The sequence below is a fragment of the Pseudomonas sp. SG-MS2 genome, assembly GCF_009933855.1.
Lineage (GTDB): Bacteria > Pseudomonadota > Gammaproteobacteria > Pseudomonadales > Pseudomonadaceae > Aquipseudomonas > Aquipseudomonas putida_E.
Window position 1 is genome coordinate 1 of sequence record NZ_MOMO01000238.1, and the last position, 17,126, is coordinate 17,126.

Genomic DNA, 17,126 nt, shown 5'->3' on the forward strand with positions numbered 1-17,126 from the left:
CCCCGCCTCATCCACCTGCAGCGCCTCTGCCGGTACCGCAATGCCCTGCTCCGTTCTGTGCGCGATCACTGTCAACTGCGCCGTCATCCCAAGGCGCAACAACGGTGTCGACGGCTCCCTCGGCATCTCCAAGGCCACCCGTACGTCGTACCAGGCCCCCTGCCCTTCATCGTTCCTGGCCTGAAGGGCAACGCGTTGCACCTGGCCGGCAAGTGGCTGACCGGCGATGATGACCTCGACCTCCAGCCCTTCGCGCAGCCTGTCCAGATCATGCTCCTGGACTGCGGCAAGCACCTGCAGCTGGCTCAGGTCGACCAGCGTCAGCAATGGCGCGCCCTGGCTCACCTGCTGGCCCGCTTGCAGGTGCCGTGAGGCACCGCCCCCGGCGTTGTCGGCACGCACCACCAAGGCCGCAAAAGGCGCCCTGACCACCCTGCGCTCACGCTGGGCCAGCATCGCCTGCCAGCGGGCGTGGGTATTAGCCAGCGCCATCTGTGCAATGCGCAGCTCATCGCCTCGCCCGCGTTCGCGCACCAGGCTCAGCTCCTGTTCGGCATCTTGCAGTGCCTCGCGCTGAGCGACTACCTGCTGCGCCAGGCTGTCGACCTCGATGCGGGCGACGATCCCCCGCTCGAACAGGCGTCGTGTGTCTGCCAGCGCGGCCTCGCTGGCTGCCAAAGCCCCCCGGGCGCCGAACATCGCGCGGCGCGCACGGGCCACCTGCGGCCCGGTTTGCCAACCCTGCAGCAGGCGCACGCTAGTCCGCGCCTTGAGCCACTCGGCCTCGGCCTGGCGTATCTGTACATCCAGTTGTGCGGTATCGAGCCTGAACAGTGGCTGGCCTGGAGCCACCCGCTGCCCTGGCTCCACCTCCACTTCGGCGACCACCCCGTCGAATGGCGCAGCCTGGATCTGCTGGTGGACCGCCTGCACTCTGCCGACCAGGCCCACCCGGCTTTCCAGCCGCTGCGGCTCAACCCACAACCAGCGCGCCGCGACATCCTGCCCCTGGCTAGCAGGCCAGGCTTGCCACAGGAGCCACGCTGCAGGCCACGCCAGCAGCCACAACAGCAACCGCCACCTAATCATTGAGCGCCACAGCCCAGCGTTCCAGCGTGGTACCCAGTGTCCGGTCGAGTTCAGCCTGGCCATTGAGGTAGGCAATTCTGGCATCCAGTTCGACACTCTGCGCATGGCGCAAATGGCTCTCGAAGCTGAGCACCTGGAAATTGCTCGAGCGTCCGACGGCGAGTTTTTCCTGTTCTATCTCCAGCTTGCGCCGCGATAGCGCCAGCGCCCGTGCGGCAATTTCCAGCTGGCGCCAACGCACCTGGGAATCGCGCACTGCAGTCAACACATCGCGCTGGAGTTGCTGGCGCGCCTCGGCCAGGCTGACCTGCTGCCTTTCGACCGCCACGCGGGCACGTACCTCGGCCTGACGCCGGCTCAGGTCTCCAAGCGGTATTTCCAGCTCCAGCCCTACATAGTGCTCCCAGCCGGCCTGGTTGCCAGGGCGCTGGCGCGTCTGGCTGGCCCCGCCGACCAGCGACACGTCCCACCATTGCTCATTGCGTGCCACCTGCAGCTCAATCAACGCCTGCTCACCCGTGATCACCTGCATCAGATACGCAGGCTGCAGCGCTTCGGCTTGGGTCAGAGCCTGCGCAGTATCGACCTGCAAGCGCTGGACGTGGACCTTTTCCACTGCTCGCAAAGGGGTGGCCAGGTCCACTGCCAACACCTGGGCCAACGCCAGCCGGCTTGCGTGGAGCTGATTACGGCTGCTTTCGAGCGCCAACTCCTGCCCAGCCACCTCGGCTTCGGCCTGAACCTTGTCGAATGCGGCCATGCGCCCGGCAGCGATCAGCGCCTGGTTCACCTCTACCAACTGCTGCGCCCGGGCCAGCGCCTGCTGGGCAATGTGCAACTGCTCCTGGGCGTGAAGCAGTTCGCGATAGTGCAGGATGGTACGCGTGATCACTTCAGCCACGCGGTCTTTGAGCACCAGCCGGTTTAGTTGCTCGGCCAGCAGCGCCTGGCGTAGCGGTGCACTGGCCACCTCGCGCCCGGCACCGCGCAGCAGCGGCTGTATCACCATCAGGTTGGCGCCATCACGGTAATGTACGCCAGCCCTGTCGGCGCGTGTCTGGCCGTACGCCCAGTCCAGGCTCAGCCGTGTACCGTAGGGCGTGAGCAGGCTCGCCGCCGGAGCGAGCTGGACTTCGCGGTAGTGGTCATCACTGTTGCGATTGCCAAGGTAGCGTGCCTTGAATGACAGCTGCGGGGCATAGTGATCACGCGCCACGCGCAGGTCGAATTTCTGCGCGATGCGCTCAAGATAAGCACTGCGGACGGCACGGTTGTCGCGCAGGGCCAAGGCAACGGCATCGGCCAGCTCCAGCGATACCTCGGCGCCCCCGCTGGCCGCCCAGGCAGTGGCCGACACCGCAAAGCCGTGGTCCGAACGCGGCAGCTGCAGCGGGTCAGCAGCCAGTACGGCACCGCCCAGCAGCGCCAAGCACAGAAAAACGAGCCATCTAGTCATCGCGCAACGCCAATACAGGTTGCAGGTGCGCCGCAGCCAGTGCCGGTTGCAAGCCGAAGAAAAGGCCGAGCGCCAACGCGCTGCCCATGCCCAGCGCTATCGATGACGCATCCAGCGCATAGCGCCAGCCTGACACCAGGGCAAAGCCCCAGCTCGCCGCTAGCCCCACCAGTGTTCCGAGCAACGCTCCGCCAACCGCCAGCAACAGCGCTTCGAGCAGGAACAACCAGGCAATATCGCGGGTGCGTGCGCCCAGCGCCAAGCGCACGCCGATCTCGCGACGGCGCTGCGCTACGCTCATCAGCATCACATTCATCACCCCGACCCCACCCAACAGCAATGCGATACCGGCGAACCCGGCGAGCACCCACGTGAACATCCGTGACTGGTTGGCCATCCCTTCCAGCAGCTGCTGTGGCAGTTGCACGTCGACCTCGTAACCTGGCAATCGTGCAGCCAGGTAGTCAGTCAGCGCCTGCGCCGTGCCCGTCAACACCGCGACATCATGCCCGCGTGCAAGCACCGTCCCCACCTCGGGCGCAGCGCCCAGGCGGCGCATACCCGGCAAGGGCATCAGCAGAACATCGTCGACCTGTATTGGCAGCATCGGGTTGTAACCCCGCTGCGCAAGCACGCCAACCACCTCGAACAGGTAGCGGCCCGACTGCAGACGATCGCCCACACGCGCACCCAGTTGCCGGGCCAGCGTAGCCCCCAGCAATACATGCGTGGTGTCATCGTCGTAGGCGGACAACAAGCGGCCCTGGCTGGCTTGCAGGTCCAGCACTTGCGCCAGTTGCAGCGTGCTTGCGCCGACCAGGGTCTCATGGCGCTTGCTTGCCAATTGCACTGTGGCCACAGAAACCAGCAATGGCGCAGCGGCGCGAATGGACGCTGGCAGTACTGACAGGTCCAGTGCCACGGGTGCTGCAACTTCAGCGGGGCGTTGCAGATTGGCGACCAGCAGTTCACTGCCCATGCCTCGATACAGCTGCCGAGCATGCTGCGTGGCGCTGTGGCCGATATTGAGCAAGGCCACCAGCGCAGCACACCCCACAGCGATGCCGATCAGCGCCAGCCAGGCGCGGGGGCCTGCCTGACGCAAGCTGACCAACGCCTCGCTCAAGCGCTGTGGCCACGAAGGGCCATAAGCCTCAGGCATCAAAGGCCCCACCGTTGCGCACCTCGATGCAACGGTCCATGTGCCGCGCCATGGCAGGGTCGTGGGTGACCATCAGCAAGGTCACGCCCCGCTCACGATTGAGTGCCAGTAACAGCGCTGCGATACCCTCGGCCGTGGCGCCATCGAGATTACCGGTCGGCTCATCGGCCAGCAGCAACGCGGGCTCCGTCACCAGCGCCCGGGCGATGGCGACCCGTTGCCGCTGGCCACCGGACAAGTCGGCAGGCAGGTGCTGCGCCCGCTGACCTAGCCCGACCGCCTCCAGTTGCTGCTGTGCCGCCTGGCGTGCCGCTACCCGCCCGATGCCCCGGTAACTCAACGGCAAAGCGACGTTGTCCAGCGCAGTCAGGCGCGGCAGCAGGTTGAAGCCCTGGAAGATGAAACCCAGCAGGCGATTACGCATGATTGCGCGCTGGTCGGCGGTGGCGGCGGTCATGTCCCGGCCAGCCAGCACTATCTGGCCACGGCAAGGCTGGTCGAGCAGGCCGATCAGGTTGAGCAAGGTACTTTTGCCCGAGCCGGAAGGGCCGATGATGGCGCAGGTCTGGCCGCAGGGGATGGACAAAGAGACATCTTGCAGGACTGGCTGGCAGCCCAGAATGCGCGCGATACCGTTCACGCAGACTATCGGGTTCATGTCTTGCCCCCCCCATTCTCACCCTGAAATGCAGCGTCGCTCTGCGAGTCGAGTGCTTTCGCTTGATCGCTTCGTGCCGATTTCCACTCCTTTGCCAGCATGTCGATCAACGAAGTATCAAACTCCGGCTGCGGCACTTCATGCTGCGACAACTGCATCATGATATCGGCCTCATAGTTCCCATATTCGGCAACTTCAATGGGCGGTAGAGCATTATAAAAGTTCAGAATCTCATGCAACCCTTCATCAATTCGGCCCGTTCGCTGATATTCAGCATTCATCTTGCCGCTTATTGATTGTGCCCACTGGTTATGCTGGTCTGTTTTTTCGAATATTGCAGCACGCCGCTCACTCACCGTGAAAGCCCCGCTTTCATCGTAAATGATCAGGCTTAGCTGCTCGCGACTAAAACCCTTGAATGGGTTGCTACCTTTGCCACTTGCAAAATCATTGGCTTGGCGCGCACGCGCCAGCAACTCGGCATTATCCGTATCCGGTAGCTGTGAATCATAAAAGTCTTTCGCCAAGGAATATGAAAGCCCTCCCAACCTGTCAAGAATGCTGGCTGCAAGGTCTGCCAGCTCACTACGGGAGAGCTGGCTATCACGCAACGCCGCACGCTCGGCAGCAGCGCTCAACTGTTTAGCCAGGCTCGAAATTTTTTCTTCGCCATTCCCCGTTTTGCTGTCTATTTTCTGCGCGTCTACAAGGTCAGACTCCTCTACACGCCTGACAGTTAGAGCCGTGCCAACCTGGCTTTTATATACCCCACGACCATTGACTCCATCCATATACATAACTCCTGCTGCTGATGCAGCACCCACCTTTCGCACAAATACTTCAATTACACTTCGCCGGCGCATACCGGCAAAGTGCAGACGTTGAGAAGCAGACTGAAACGCCACTCACCTCATCGTGAATTCAACTTTCCATGCGAAGTCAGCGGATGTACTCGTAATAGTCGCCGTGCACGTTGCCCCGCCACTTGGCGTTGCAGTTTTGGTCCACTGGGGCTGCTTGATTCCCCCCGGTAACATACGCATCTGAAATGTGGTGCCAAAAGCACACGTCTTGCTGCCAATGGTGTAGCGCACCATCGCACCATTTACGTCCGGGCTTACCAACCGCTGCACGCGCATGAAGGTGGAAGATGAGGCTGGAATCATATTGGAGGGTTTAGGGTTGGCGATCTGATAGGTGCTGCTCTCATTTGAGGTTACCAGTTTCATGACCGCGGGCTGAGCGCCGAGGTTTTTGATGGTCACTTCAACGGGCGGCCCCGCCTGCGCCAGGCCGGCGGCAAGCAGCGATACGGTGGCAAGCACAATCTGCGATGTCTTTTTCATTAGCGTGATCTCGTCTCTTCCATGTGATTAAGGATGAGACGCCCCTGATGGCCAGTGGCCTCAGGCTGCCCAAGACGCTCCGTCGTTCATGGACAGCTCCGAATAGGGGCGTCCAAGGGTGTTAACGACCAGCCCCGGAAAAACCTTAGCTTTCGCATGGCTTTGAATATTTCTGAATGTGAACCCGCACCACACTGAAGCAGGGATCACCCAGCCACTATGCCAACAAACCAGCGCCAAAAAATCGGCACACGAGCCGTTATCGCAAACCGTCATAAGCCCATTCGTAGTTTTTTGACGAATTTTGAAAAAAATTTTTCGGTGCTGGCACAAAAATATCTCACCCGGATTTCGCCCTTTATATACAGGGGTGCGCCTGAGGCGTGCTATCAGTTTGAAAGTATTCGCCACTGAAGAATTATTTAGAAATCTTTCATCGAGGCGAAACCCACCCAGGAACTTCTTCTGTGACGCATCGCTCATAGTGCCGTAACGAATTTCATGCCTGTGCGGTGTGAGAGATGACTTACAGATGACAAGCAGCCGCCAACCAATAGCGGCTCCTAAACTTTTAACAGATGCCACGGGTACTCCCGTAGGCCCTGCCCAGCAGGAGAGACGCGCCCCTAAAGAATCGTCCTAGTGGTTGATTTCAAAGGATTTTTCCACTTGAAAGAACAAGCACAGCAACGCGCCAAGTAGCGCTTTGCAATAAAGACGGCTGCATTTCAGGGCACGCCTATTAATTACTGGCCTTTGACTGCCAACTTTGAGTGCACAACGTTGTGCGCTCCGGATTTATTCATGCCTGCGCTCGGTGAAGTGTGCATTCGCCATGGGATCCGTGCGCCCTAAAACTGTTGTTAATCAACCCGGTCCGGCTCTTCCCGGAAGAGCTGGCGTGATAAACACATGAGGTGATAGCGATGCGTATCAGCATCTTTGGTTTGGGTTATGTGGGTGCGGTCTGTGCAGGCTGCCTGACGGCGCGAGGCCATGACGTGATTGGTGTGGACGTGTCCAGCACCAAGATCGACCTGATCAACCAGGGCAAGTCGCCCATCGTCGAACCTGGCCTGGAAGCACTGCTGCAGCAGGGCATCGCCAACGGCCGCCTGCGTGGCACCACCGACTTCGCCGAGGCCATCCGCGCCAGCGACGTGTCGATGATCTGCGTCGGTACCCCAAGCAAGAAAAATGGCGACCTGGGCCTGGAATACATCGAGTCGGTCTGCCGCGAAATCGGCTACGTCCTGCGTGACACCACCCGCCGCCACACCATCGTGGTGCGCAGCACTGTGCTGCCAGGCACGGTCAAGAACGTGGTCATCCCGATTCTCGAAGACTGCTCGGGCAAGAAGGCCGGCGTCGACTTCGGCGTCGCGGTCAACCCCGAGTTCCTGCGTGAAAGCACCGCGATCAAGGACTACGACCACCCACCGATGACTGTCATCGGCGAACTGGACAGCGCCAGCGGCGACGTCCTGCAAAGCCTGTACGAAGAACTCGATGCACCGATCATCCGCAAGCCGATCGAAGTCGCCGAGATGATCAAGTACACCTGCAACGTCTGGCACGCCACCAAGGTCACCTTCGCCAACGAAATCGGCAACATCGCCAAGGCGGTCGGCGTCGATGGCCGCGACGTGATGGACGTGGTCTGCCAGGACAAGGTGCTGAACCTGTCGCAGTACTACATGCGCCCTGGCTTCGCCTTCGGCGGCTCGTGCCTGCCCAAGGACGTGCGCGCCCTCACCTACCGTGCCGCCAGCCTCGACGTACGGGCGCCACTGCTCGACTCGCTGATGCGCAGCAACGAATCTCAGGTGCAGAACGCCTTTGAACTGATCGAAGCCCACGACAAGCGCAAGGTCGCCTTGCTGGGCCTGAGCTTCAAGGCCGGTACCGACGACCTGCGTGAAAGCCCACTGGTGGAGTTGGCCGAGCGCCTGATCGGCAAAGGCTACCAACTGGACATCTACGACGAGAACGTCGAGTACGCCCGTGTTCACGGTGCGAACAAAGAGTACATCGAGTCGAAGATCCCGCACGTCTCGTCGCTGCTCAACGCCAACTTCCAGAAGGTCATCGACAACGCCGACATCATCGTCCTGGGCAACCGTGACGAGCAGTTCCGCGCCCTTGCCGAACAGGCACCGGCTGGCAAGCAAGTGATCGACCTGGTCGGTTTCATGAGCAAGCCAACCTGCACTACCCGCGGTACCGAAGGCATCTGCTGGTAAGCCAGCGGCCCGGCAGCGCAGGCCTCCTGCGCTGCCCTTTTCCCAGAATTCTCGACGGATGCTGAACATGCAAAGGCTACAGAAAGTGCTGTTGCAGTGCGCCGGTTGGCTGCTCTACATGAGCCTGCTCATGTTGATCGCCCTGGCCTTGCCGGCCGAAATCTTCGACTCGCAGTCCAAGCACTTCATCTTCCTGGTCGGCGCAGTCGGCATCTGGCGCTACTCCATGGGCGCCACCCATTTCATTCGCGGCATGATCTTCCTATACGGCGTGTACCCCTACCTGCGCCGCAAGGTGCAGAAGATGGGCAGCGCGGCCGACCCGTCGCACGTGTACCTGATGGTCACCAGCTTTCGCATCGAAGCGTTGACCACTGCCCAGGTGTACAGCTCAGTGATCCGTGAAGCGATCGATTGCGGCTTCCCCACCACCGTGGTCTGTTCGCTGGTGGAAATGTCCGATGAACTGCTGGTAAAGAGCCTGTGGGCCAAATACAACCCGCCCGCCCACGTGAAGCTGGACATCGTGCGCATCGCCGGGACCGGCAAGCGTGATGGCCTGGCGTACGGCTTTCGCGCCATCTCGCGGATGCTGCCGGATGAGAACGCCGTTGTCGCGGTGATCGACGGCGATACCGTGCTGGCCGAAGGCGTGGTTCGCAAGACCGTACCGTGGTTCAAGCTGTACCCGAACGTCGGTGGCCTGACCACCAACGAGTTCTGCGAAGTGCGCGGTGGCTACATCATGAGCGAGTGGCACAAGCTGCGCTTCGCCCAGCGCCACATCAACATGTGCTCGATGGCCCTGAGCAAGCGCGTGCTGACCATGACCGGGCGCATGTCGATGTTCCGTGCCAGCGTCGTGACCAACCCCGAGTTCATCGCCGACGTCGAAAGCGACTCGCTGATGCACTGGCGCCTGGGCCGCTTCAAGTTCCTCACCGGGGACGACAAGTCCAGCTGGTTCAGCCTGATGCGCCTTGGCTACGACACCTTCTACGTGCCGGACGCCGCCATCAACACGGTCGAGCACCCGCCGGAGAAGAGCTTCCTCAAGGCCAGCCGCAAACTGATGTACCGCTGGTACGGCAACAACCTGCGGCAGAACTCCCGCGCGCTGGGCTTGGGCATGCGCCGCCTGGGGCTGTTCACCAGCATCGTGCTGTTCGATCAGCGCGTGTCGATGTGGACCAGCCTCTTGGGCCTGACCGTGGCCGTGATCGCCAGCCTCAAGTTCGGCCTCGGCTTCCTGCTGGTGTACCTGCTGTGGATCGGCATCACCCGCCTGATCCTCACCATCATGCTGCTGTGCTCGGGGCACAACGTCGGCCCGGCCTATCCGCTGATCCTCTATTACAACCAGATCGTCGGCGCGCTGATGAAGATCTACGTGTTCTTCCGCCTCGACAAGCAGTCCTGGACCCGTCAACCGACTGCCCTGAAACGCGACCTCGCCAGTTTTCAACAATGGTTCAACACCTGGTCCTCGCGGACCATGACCTTCTCGGCTGCCAGCATCTTCGTCGCTGTGCTGTTCATGGTCGTGTGAGCCCAACCCGGATCGGAACTAACAGGAACAAACCACCATGAATACCGCCGTGAACGTCAATGTCGTGCATGAGTCCGAAGCCCAGCGCCAGCACGCCCGGGTGCGCATCCCGGCCAAGCTGCGCTACCTGGATGGCGAACGCCAGACCCATGAGGTGAAGGTCGAAGACCTGTCCGCTGGCGGCTTGAGTTTTTACGCCAAGCAGCCGCTGCAGGTCGGCCAGGTACTGCGCGGGCGCTTGCAGTTCGTGGTCGACAACCTGGGCCTGTCGATGGACATCGAGTTTCAGGTGCGCTCCTGCAACCCGAGCGATGGCCGCACCGGTGCGCAGTTCCAGAACCTCGAACCCCGCGACATCGCCACCCTGCGCCACATCATCACCAGCCACCTTTCGGGTGAACTGATCAGCGTCGGCGACGTGCTCAGCACCCTGCAGCGCGACAACTTCACCAAGGCGCGCAAACAGAAAGACGGCGGCTCTGGCCTGTCCGCTTTCGGCCGCCTCAAGGCAGTGACCGTGACCCTCGGGGTATTCGTCGTTGGTGTGGCCGCCTTCGGCTTCGTCGCCAAATCGCTGTACGGCATGTACTTCGTCAGCCACGCCGAAGCCGGCGTGGTCGCAGTGCCGACCACCAACATCACCATGCCGCGTGACGGCACCGTCAACAGCCTGGTCGAGCCCGGTGGCATGGTGGTCAAGGGCGCGCCGCTGGCAAGCTTCAGCACCAGCATGCTGGACATGCTCAAAGGCCACCTGGACGACTCGCAGCTGGAACCGGCCAAGGTCGAGGAACTGTTCGGCAAGCAACTCTCCGGCACCCTCACCAGCCCGTGCGATTGCGTAGTCGCCCGCCAGCTGGTGGACGATGGCCAGTACGCCGCCAAGGGCCAGCCGATCTTCCAGCTGATCCCGCGTACCAGCAACCCGATGGTCGAGGCACGCTTCAGCTACCGCCAGTTCGACGAAGTCAAGCCAGGTACCCGCGTCAACTTCCAGGTGGCGGGCGAAACCGAAGTGCGCACCGGCCAGATCGTCAGCAGCGCCAGCCTCGACAGCGAAAACCTGGCCTCCGACATCCGCGTGCAGATCAAACCAGACGGCGGCCTGCCTGCCGAGCTGGCCGGGCGCCCGGCATCGGTCAGCAGCGACCGTGGCCCTTCGCTCAACTGGCTGATCGACAAAGCCGTGGCCCGTGGGCTGTAAGAGGATCAAACGATGATTCCCCACAAGAAAAGCGCAAGCCTGGGCCTCTGTGCCCTGGCCGCGGCGATCGCCCTGGCAGGCTGTGCGGGCCTGCCCGACCAGCGCCTGGCCAACGAAGCCCTCAAGCGCGGTGACACCGCGCTGGCCGAGCGCAACTACAAGGCCCTGGCTGACCTGGGCTACAGCGACGCACAAGTAGGCCTGGCCGATATCAAAGTCGCTACCCGCGACCCTTCGCAGCTCAAGGAAGCTGAGGCCACTTATCGCGCTGCGGCGGCAACCTCGCCACGCGCCCAGGCACGCCTCGGCCGCCTGCTGGTGGCCAAGCCCGACAGCACCCAGGCCGAACGCGAAGAAGCCCAGGCCCTGCTCAAGCTCGCCGCCAAGCAGGGCCAAGGCAATACCCTGATCCCGCTGGCGATGCTCTACCTGACCTACCCGCAGAGTTTCCCCAACATCAATGCCCAGCAGCAGATCGACCAGTGGCGCGCTGCCGGCAACCCGGAAGCGGGCCTGGCCCAGGTGCTGCTGTATCGCACCCAGGGCACCTACGACCAGCACCTGGGTGAAGTCGAGAACATCTGCAAGGCTGCGCTGAACACCAGCGACATCTGCTATGTCGAGCTGGCCACCGTGTACCAGAAACGCGGCCAGGCCGACCAGCAAGCCGCCCTGCTCGGCCAGCTCAAATCCGCTTATGCCCGCGGTGCGGTGCCTGCCACTCGGGTCGACAGCGTTGCCCGTGTACTGGCCGACCGTAGCTTGGGCCAGACTGACGAAAAAACCGCCAAAGCGCTGCTGGAACAGGTCGCCCCGGCCAATCCGGCTTCCTGGGTGAGCCTGGCGCAACTGGTCTACGACTTCCCGGAACTGGGCGACACCGACCAGCTGATGGCCTACATCGACAAGGGCCGCGAAGCCGAACAGCCGCGTGCCGAACTGTTGCTGGGCCGCCTGTACTACGAAGGCAAGACCTTGCCCGCCGATGCCGAAAAGGCCGAACACCACCTGCAGGCAGCTGCCGAGGCCGGCGAAATCAGCGCCCACTACTACCTTGGCCAGCTGTATCGCCGTGGCTACCTGGGCAACGTCGAGCCGCAAAAGGCCGTCGATCACCTGCTCAGCGCAGCCCGCGGCGGCCAGAACAGTGCCGACTATGCCCTTGCCCAGCTGTTCAGCGAAGGCCATGGCATTCGCCCACAACCTGGCAACGCCTGGGTATTCGCCCAGCTTTCGCAGGCCAACCCGACGCCGCAGTCCACCGAGCTGCTGCAGCAACTCGACCAGCAGCTCACGCCTGACCAGCGCAGCCAGGCGCAAAGCCTGCTGACGCAGGAAAAGCAGGCTCGCGGCAGCATGGCCCAAGGCGGCACCCTGGCCCTTGAGGCCCTGCAAGACGACGAAAAAGAAGTAGACGGTGAGGACTCGCTATGACGCTCAATCCCTTCGTGAAAGCCGGCATCGGCCTGAGCTTCGCCCTGCTGTGGTCCTGCCCGACCCTGGCCGACATGACCGCCCAGAAAAACTTCGGCCTGGATGTGAAGATCACCGGCCAGTCGGAAGACGATCGCGACCTGGGCACCCGCTCCGGCGGTGACGTCAACGGCCTGGGCCTTGACCTGCGCCCTTGGGTGTACGGCGAGCGCGGCAAATGGAGTGCCTTCGCCATGGGCCAGGCCGTTGCTGCCACAGACACCATCGAAACCGACACCCTGCGCCAGAACGATGACGGCACCACCACCGACACCGGTGACGACAGCCGCCAACCCGACAAAAGCTACCTGGCCATGCGCGAGTTCTGGGTCGGCTACAGCGGCCTCACGGCTTACCCGGGCGAGCAGCTGCGCCTTGGTCGCCAACGCCTGCGCAGCGACGACGGCATGTGGCGCGACACCAACATCGAAGCGTTGAACTGGACCTTCGACACCACCTTGCTCAAGGCTGACCTGGGGGTGGCCCAACGCTTCAGCGAATACCGCACCGACCTGACCGAGCTGGCCCCGGAAGACGAAGACCGTACGCACATCTACGGTAACGTCGCCACGCAGTGGACACCCGGCCACTGGGTTGGCCTGCGCGCCCACCACACCCATGACAGCGGCAGCCTGAAAAGCCCGGGCGAAACCATCGACGCACTGGACAAGACCCGCACCGGCGACCTCACCTGGCTGGGCCTGGAAGCCAACAGCGACGCCTACAACTGGCGCAACGACCACACCGTCAACTACTGGGGCAGCCTGACCTGGCTGACCGGTGATCGCGACAAGCTCAACAGCCAGCTGGTCGGTGACGACCAGGTCGTCGTCGGCAAGCAGAGCGGCGACGTCAACGCCTGGGCCACCGACCTGGGCATCCGCCTGCGCCTGGACCCGAACTGGCAGGTTGGCGCGGCCTATGCCCGCGGCAGCGGCGGTGGTGGCGACGACGGTTCGAGCAACTTCGAGCAGACCGGCCTTGAGAGCAACCGCTCCAACTTCACCGGTACCCGTTCGCGCGTGCACCGCTTCGGCGAGGCCTTCCGCGGCGAGCTGGGCAACCTGCAGGCGGCCACCCTGTTCGCCTCCTGGCAACTGCGCGAGGACTACGACGCCAGCTTCATCTACCACAAGTTCTGGCGTGTCGACGGTTCGCAGAACATCGGCTCCAGCGGCATCAACGCTGCAGTCAACGACAACGGCGTGAGCCGCCCGCTGGTCAACGGCGAGAAAGACCTGGGCCAGGAAATGGACGTGGTCGTCACCAAGTACTTCAAGCAGGGCCTGCTGCCTGCTTCGATGAGCCAGGCGATCGACGAGCCGTCCGCGCTGGTGCGCCTGCGCGCCGGTGTGTTCAAGCCCGGCGATGCCTATGGCAAGGAAGCGGACTCCTACATGCACCGCGCCTTCGTCGACGTGATCTGGCGCTTCTAAGGCCGGTAGAGGACCTGCAATGAACCTTCACCCGCACTTACGTCACAGCCTTCTGGCCAGCGCTCTGCTGCTGGCCTCAGGGCTGGCCGTCGCCGCAGAACCTGCGGTGATCGCCAAGGAACTGCAGCATGCCAAGACCTACACCGTGTCCAGCGCACCGACCGAGCCGTTGCACATGGACCCGCCCAAGCTGCCCGATCTGAGCGGTTACACCGCCGCCGCTGTGCAGAAAAAGATCGACCGCAGCCACAAGGGCAAGGTCAGCGTGCGCCGCATGCTGCAGGAAGAATCGCTCAAGGAATTCATCGGCGGCGACAACAAGGCTGCCGAGTGGGTACAACGCCAGCACGGCATCCCCCAGGCGATCTTCGTCGATGACGGCCATGTCGACCTGGTCGAACTGAGCAAGAAGGTGCCCAAGCAGTACCTCAGCGAAGTCGAGCCAGGTGTTTACCTGGCGCGCCTGCCGATCGTGGTCGGGCACAAGGGCATCCTCGAGATCGACGGCAAGGTCAAGCAACTGCGCCTGTCCCAGGAGGGCGGCGCGTTCCTGGTCAATGACGGCAAACTGTTCGTCAGCGACACCCAGGTCACTGGCTGGCGCGAGAAGGACAACGGCCCGGCGACCTTCCGCTCGCCCAATGAATTCCGCCCGTTCCTGCTGTCGTGGGGCGGCACCGAGACGTACATCGTCAACACCAAGATGGCCAGTTTTGGCTATGCCAAGTCCAAGTCTTACGGTGTGAGCATCTCGCAGTACACCCCGAACATGGCCAAGCGCATGGGCCGCCCGGAGCCCACCGGCTGGATCATCGGCTCGGAATTCAGCGACATGTGGTACGGGTTCTACTGCTACGAGACCCAGGACTTCGTGGTCAAGGACAGCACCTACCGCGACAACATCGTCTACGGCATCGACCCGCACGACCGTTCGCACCGCCTGATCATCGCCGGCAACACGGTGTATGGCACCAAGAAAAAGCACGGGATCATCGTCTCGCGTGAGGTCAACGACAGCTGGATCATCAACAACAAGAGCTACGACAACAAGCTCTCGGGCGTGGTGATCGACCGTAACAGCGTCAACAACCTGATCGCCTACAACGAAATTTACCGTAACCACACCGACGGCATCACTTTGTACGAAAGCGGTGACAACCTGATCTGGGGCAACAAGCTGATCAGCAACCGTCGCCACGGCATCCGCGTGCGCAACAGCGTCAACATCCGCCTGTACGAGAACGTCGCCATGGCCAATGGCCTGGTTGGCGTGTACGGGCACATCAAGGACCTGTCCGACACCGACCGTGACATCGCCCTCGACCCGTTCGACACCAAGGTCTCGCTGATCGTGGTCGGCGGTGAGCTGGCGGCCAACGGCTCGGGGCCTCTTTCGATCGATTCGCCGCTGTCGGTGGAGCTGTACAAAGTCTCCATGCTCGCCCCGCGCAAATCCAACGGCATCAGCCTCAACGGCATCCTGGGCGAGCGCCAGGACGAAATCCTCGACCTGCTGGTGCGCCAGCAGAAGGCCGTGCTGATCGACCCGGTCGAACGCCAGACCGAAATGATCGATTAAGGAAGCCCAGACCATGACCCCACACTTGATGAAACTGCTGGGCCTGTCCGCCGCCCTCCTGGCCATCAGCCAGGGCGTGCGCGCCGACGAGGTCAAGGCGCCGACCTTCACTGCCGAGCCTTGCTGCCAGCTGTGCCCCGAAGCACACGACGCCAGCCGCTACACCACACGCTACCAGCAGAACTTCACCACGCTGGTACAGGCCAAGGGTGACTGGCTGTTCCGTACCCGCGAAGACCTGCGTACCGAGTTCAGCACCACACCGGCAGGCTACAAACGCCTGCAGCAAGTGCACGACGCGTTCAAGAAGCGGGGCGTGGAACTGGTGGTGGTGTACCAGCCCACCCGAGGCCTGGTGAACCGCAACATGCTCAACCCGGCCGAGAAAGCCGCCTTCGATTACCAGAAGGCCCTGGGCAACTACCAGGCCATGCTCAAGCGCTTCGCCGGCATGGGCTACAACGTGCCGGACCTGTCGCCGCTGACCAACGAACAGTTGGCGGCCGCCGAGCAGGGCAAGGACTTCTACTTCCGTGGTGACCAGCACTGGACGCCTTACGGCGCCGAACGTGCAGCCAGAATCGTGGCCGATACCGTACACAAGATGCCGGCCTTCGAAGGTATCCCGCGCAAGGAATTCGAGACCCACAAGTCCGGGCGCATGGGCAAGACCGGCACCCTGCACAACGTTGCCGGGCAGCTGTGCGGCACCAGCTACGCCGTGCAGTACATGGACCAGTTCGCCACCGAACCGAAAGGCGCCAGCGGCGGCGACGATCTGTTCGGCGACAGCGGTAACGCCCAGATCACCCTGGTCGGCACCAGCCACAGCGGCAAGAACTACAACTTCTCGGGCTTCCTCGAGCAGTACATCGGTGCCGATGTGCTCAACGTCGCCTTCCCTGGCGGCGGCCTGGAAGGCTCGATGATCGAGTACCTGGGCAGCGAGGAATTCCAGAACAATCCACCGAAGATCCTCATCTGGGAATTCTCGCCGCTGTATCGCCTGGACCAGGAAACCATCTGGCGGCAGATCCTCGCTCTGCTCGACGATGGCTGTGACGCGCGCCCGGCACTGATGAGCGCCAGCAGCACCCTCAAGCCCGGCAAGAACGAGCTGATGGTCAACGGCAAGGGCGGCGTGATCAAGGACCTGGTCAACCGCAACCTGCAGATGGACATCAAGTTCGAAGACCCTTCGGTCAAGGTGCTGCAAGCCACCCTCTGGTACCTCAACGGGCGCCACGAGGACATCAAGATCGAGAAGCCGGAAACCTCCGACACCAATGGCCGGTTCGTCTTCCAGATGCGTGAAGACGAGGACTGGGCCAGCCAGAACCTGCTGGCCCTGGAAGTCCAGGGGCCGGAAAACGGTACCCAGAAGGTCGAGGCCAAGCTCTGCAAACGCAACAACTACGCCGTGCCCGCGCAAACCGCGCAAGCCGGCCAGTGAGGCGATCATGACTGCATTCAAGCGAATCTTCAGCCCGGCCCTGCTCGTTCTGGCCCTGTACGGAGGTGCCGCGCATGCCTCGCTGGTACCGCCCCAGGGTTATTACGAGGGGATTGAAAAGATCAAGACCAGCGACGGCAACTTCCGCTGCGAATCTGCGCCCAAACCTTTCACCGGCGCGCTGCAATTTCGCAGCAAGTACGAAGGCTCGGACAAGGCTCGGGCGACCCTGAACCGGGACTCGGAACAAGCCTTCCGCGACTCCACCAAAGACATCACCACCCTTGAGCGTGGTGTCGCCAAGATGGTCAACCAGTACATGCGTGACGGCCGCCCGGCACAACTGGACTGCACCCTGACCTGGCTGGGCACCTGGGCGCGCGCCGATGCGCTGATGTCCACCAACTACAACCACACCGGCAAGTCCATGCGCAAATGGGCGCTGGGCAGCATGAGCGGCTCGTGGCTGCGCCTGAAG

General features: G+C 62.4%; 15 protein-coding genes. 8 read left to right on the plus strand and 7 right to left on the minus strand.

The window, feature by feature from the left end; all coding sequences use genetic code 11:
- From BLX42_RS21695 to BLX42_RS21725, 7 genes are all read right to left on the minus strand, one after another.
- On the minus strand, positions 1–1,089 hold a 1,089-nt coding region (locus BLX42_RS21695; RefSeq protein ID WP_161872583.1), incomplete at its 3' end, for an efflux RND transporter periplasmic adaptor subunit.
- Positions 1,082–2,545, minus strand: coding sequence for a TolC family protein (locus BLX42_RS21700; RefSeq protein ID WP_161872584.1), 1,464 nt, complete (start codon positions 2,543–2,545; stop codon positions 1,082–1,084). The genes BLX42_RS21695 and BLX42_RS21700, both read right to left, overlap by 8 nt.
- The gene (locus tag BLX42_RS21705; protein ID WP_161872585.1) at positions 2,538–3,707 is read right to left on the minus strand and encodes an ABC transporter permease; all 1,170 of its coding nucleotides are present in this window, start codon (positions 3,705–3,707) and stop codon (positions 2,538–2,540) included. The genes BLX42_RS21700 and BLX42_RS21705 overlap by 8 nt, the downstream gene beginning before the upstream one ends.
- A complete protein-coding gene (locus tag BLX42_RS21710) occupies positions 3,700–4,365 on the minus strand; it encodes an ABC transporter ATP-binding protein (RefSeq protein WP_046784821.1) in 666 nt (221 codons plus the stop codon). The genes BLX42_RS21705 and BLX42_RS21710 overlap by 8 nt, the downstream gene beginning before the upstream one ends.
- Positions 4,362–5,156 carry a hypothetical protein gene (locus BLX42_RS21715; RefSeq protein WP_161872586.1) on the minus strand — a complete coding sequence of 265 codons (795 nt, stop codon included), beginning with the start codon at positions 5,154–5,156 and terminating at the stop codon, positions 4,362–4,364. The genes BLX42_RS21710 and BLX42_RS21715 overlap by 4 nt, the downstream gene beginning before the upstream one ends.
- A 114-nt stretch (positions 5,157–5,270) precedes the next feature.
- Entirely contained in the window at positions 5,271–5,711 is a 441-nt protein-coding gene (locus BLX42_RS21720) for a hypothetical protein (RefSeq protein WP_161872587.1), read from the minus strand.
- Between the two features lie 60 nt (positions 5,712–5,771).
- Entirely contained in the window at positions 5,772–6,296 is a 525-nt protein-coding gene (locus BLX42_RS21725; RefSeq protein ID WP_161872588.1) for a hypothetical protein, read from the minus strand.
- Between the two features lie 341 nt (positions 6,297–6,637).
- Here BLX42_RS21725 and BLX42_RS21730 point away from each other — a divergent pair, with 341 nt between their 5' ends.
- From BLX42_RS21730 to BLX42_RS21765, 8 genes are all read left to right on the plus strand, one after another.
- The gene (locus tag BLX42_RS21730) at positions 6,638–7,954 is read left to right on the plus strand and encodes a nucleotide sugar dehydrogenase (protein WP_012312817.1); all 1,317 of its coding nucleotides are present in this window, start codon (positions 6,638–6,640) and stop codon (positions 7,952–7,954) included.
- 67 nt (positions 7,955–8,021) lie between these two features.
- On the plus strand, positions 8,022–9,503 hold the full coding sequence (alg8, locus tag BLX42_RS21735; RefSeq protein ID WP_196997517.1) for a mannuronan synthase: 1,482 nt from the start codon (positions 8,022–8,024) through the stop codon (positions 9,501–9,503).
- Between the two features lie 37 nt (positions 9,504–9,540).
- Positions 9,541–10,707, plus strand: a complete 1,167-nt coding sequence (locus BLX42_RS21740) for a PilZ domain-containing protein (protein ID WP_046784818.1) — start codon at positions 9,541–9,543, stop codon at positions 10,705–10,707.
- 12 nt (positions 10,708–10,719) lie between these two features.
- Complete coding sequence (gene algK / locus BLX42_RS21745) at positions 10,720–12,141, plus strand: alginate biosynthesis TPR repeat lipoprotein AlgK (RefSeq protein WP_161872589.1); 1,422 nt, start codon at positions 10,720–10,722, stop codon at positions 12,139–12,141.
- The gene (locus BLX42_RS21750) at positions 12,138–13,616 is read left to right on the plus strand and encodes an alginate export family protein (RefSeq protein WP_161872590.1); all 1,479 of its coding nucleotides are present in this window, start codon (positions 12,138–12,140) and stop codon (positions 13,614–13,616) included. The genes algK and BLX42_RS21750 overlap by 4 nt, the downstream gene beginning before the upstream one ends.
- A gap of 19 nt (positions 13,617–13,635) precedes the next feature.
- Positions 13,636–15,195 carry a mannuronan 5-epimerase AlgG gene (algG, locus tag BLX42_RS21755; protein ID WP_046784815.1) on the plus strand — a complete coding sequence of 520 codons (1,560 nt, stop codon included), beginning with the start codon at positions 13,636–13,638 and terminating at the stop codon, positions 15,193–15,195.
- A gap of 13 nt (positions 15,196–15,208) precedes the next feature.
- Positions 15,209–16,648, plus strand: a complete 1,440-nt coding sequence (locus tag BLX42_RS21760) for an alginate O-acetyltransferase (RefSeq protein ID WP_046784814.1) — start codon at positions 15,209–15,211, stop codon at positions 16,646–16,648.
- Positions 16,649–16,655: 7 nt separating this feature from the next.
- A partial coding sequence (locus BLX42_RS21765) for an alginate lyase family protein (RefSeq protein WP_178110742.1) occupies positions 16,656–17,126 on the plus strand: 471 nt, incomplete at its 3' end.

Coding starts and splice junctions, on each gene's coding strand:
- BLX42_RS21750 (WP_161872590.1), top strand. CDS start 12,138: ATGACGCTCAATCCCTTCGTGAAAGCCGGCATCGGCCTGAGCTTCGCC.
- BLX42_RS21710 (WP_046784821.1), bottom strand. CDS start 4,365: ATGAACCCGATAGTCTGCGTGAACGGTATCGCGCGCATTCTGGGCTGC.
- BLX42_RS21705 (WP_161872585.1), bottom strand. CDS start 3,707: ATGCCTGAGGCTTATGGCCCTTCGTGGCCACAGCGCTTGAGCGAGGCG.
- BLX42_RS21700 (WP_161872584.1), bottom strand. CDS start 2,545: ATGACTAGATGGCTCGTTTTTCTGTGCTTGGCGCTGCTGGGCGGTGCC.
- BLX42_RS21740 (WP_046784818.1), top strand. CDS start 9,541: ATGAATACCGCCGTGAACGTCAATGTCGTGCATGAGTCCGAAGCCCAG.
- algK (WP_161872589.1), top strand. CDS start 10,720: ATGATTCCCCACAAGAAAAGCGCAAGCCTGGGCCTCTGTGCCCTGGCC.
- BLX42_RS21760 (WP_046784814.1), top strand. CDS start 15,209: ATGACCCCACACTTGATGAAACTGCTGGGCCTGTCCGCCGCCCTCCTG.
- BLX42_RS21715 (WP_161872586.1), bottom strand. CDS start 5,156: ATGGATGGAGTCAATGGTCGTGGGGTATATAAAAGCCAGGTTGGCACG.
- algG (WP_046784815.1), top strand. CDS start 13,636: ATGAACCTTCACCCGCACTTACGTCACAGCCTTCTGGCCAGCGCTCTG.
- BLX42_RS21730 (WP_012312817.1), top strand. CDS start 6,638: ATGCGTATCAGCATCTTTGGTTTGGGTTATGTGGGTGCGGTCTGTGCA.
- alg8 (WP_196997517.1), top strand. CDS start 8,022: ATGCAAAGGCTACAGAAAGTGCTGTTGCAGTGCGCCGGTTGGCTGCTC.
- BLX42_RS21720 (WP_161872587.1), bottom strand. CDS start 5,711: ATGAAAAAGACATCGCAGATTGTGCTTGCCACCGTATCGCTGCTTGCC.